This is a genomic window from Streptomyces axinellae (assembly GCF_039532135.1).
GTDB lineage: Bacteria > Actinomycetota > Actinomycetes > Streptomycetales > Streptomycetaceae > Streptomyces > Streptomyces axinellae.
The window spans coordinates 1-835 of the sequence record NZ_BAAARJ010000077.1; the positions used below are offsets into that span (position 1 = coordinate 1).

The 835-nt window shown below is 54.0% G+C and carries 1 pseudogene; it reads left to right on the plus strand.

From position 1 onward, the window contains the following. Window positions 1–553 (plus strand): annotated as a pseudogene (locus ABD339_RS33520) (IS5-like element IS903 family transposase); the annotation flags it as partial. Between the last annotated feature and the right edge of the window lie 282 nt (window positions 554–835).

Consider the following 835-nt stretch of genomic DNA (forward strand, 5'->3'; position numbering starts at 1 on the left):
GCTGAAGGTCTTCGGTGAAGGCGAGTGGAAAGTCAAAAAGCATGGCCAGGAACGCCGTCGTATATGGCGTAAGCTGCATCTGGCAGTTGACAGTAAAACACATGAAATCATCTGCGCTGACCTGTCGCTGAACAACGTTACGGACTCAGAGGCCTTCCCCGGGTTAATCCGGCAAACCCACCGGAAAATCAGGTCAGCCGCCGCCGATGGAGCTTACGATACCCGGCTCTGTCACGATGAACTGCGGCGTAAGAAAATCAGCGCGCTTATCCCGCCCCGAAAAGGTGCGGGTTACTGGCCCGGTGAATATGCAGACCGTAACCGTGCAGTGGCTAATCAGCGAATGACCGGGAGTAATGCGCGGTGGAAATGGACAACAGATTACAACCGTCGCTCGATAGCGGAAACGGCGATGTACCGGGTAAAACAGCTGTTCGGGGGTTCACTGACGCTGCGTGACTACGATGGTCAGGTTGCGGAGGCTATGGCCCTGGTACGAGCGCTGAACAAAATGACGAAAGCAGGTATGCCTGAAAGCGTGCGTATTGCCTGAAAACACAACCCGCTACGGGGGAGACTTACCCGAAATCTGATTTATTCAACAAAGCCACGCGCTGGACACACCACGATGACAGCGGTTTTATCCCTTACGCCATCACCACCGGCCTTGATTACGAGGCGATGACCGAACAGCGCAAAGGCTATGAGAACTTTGTTTATCAGAACGGCGTTTACGATCTCGGCACCAAAGGTGATATGCGACGTAACGAACGTAACCTGATGTGGAACCTCGATCCCTACATTCAAACGCACTGGCAGCTCACCTCAGCCCTGG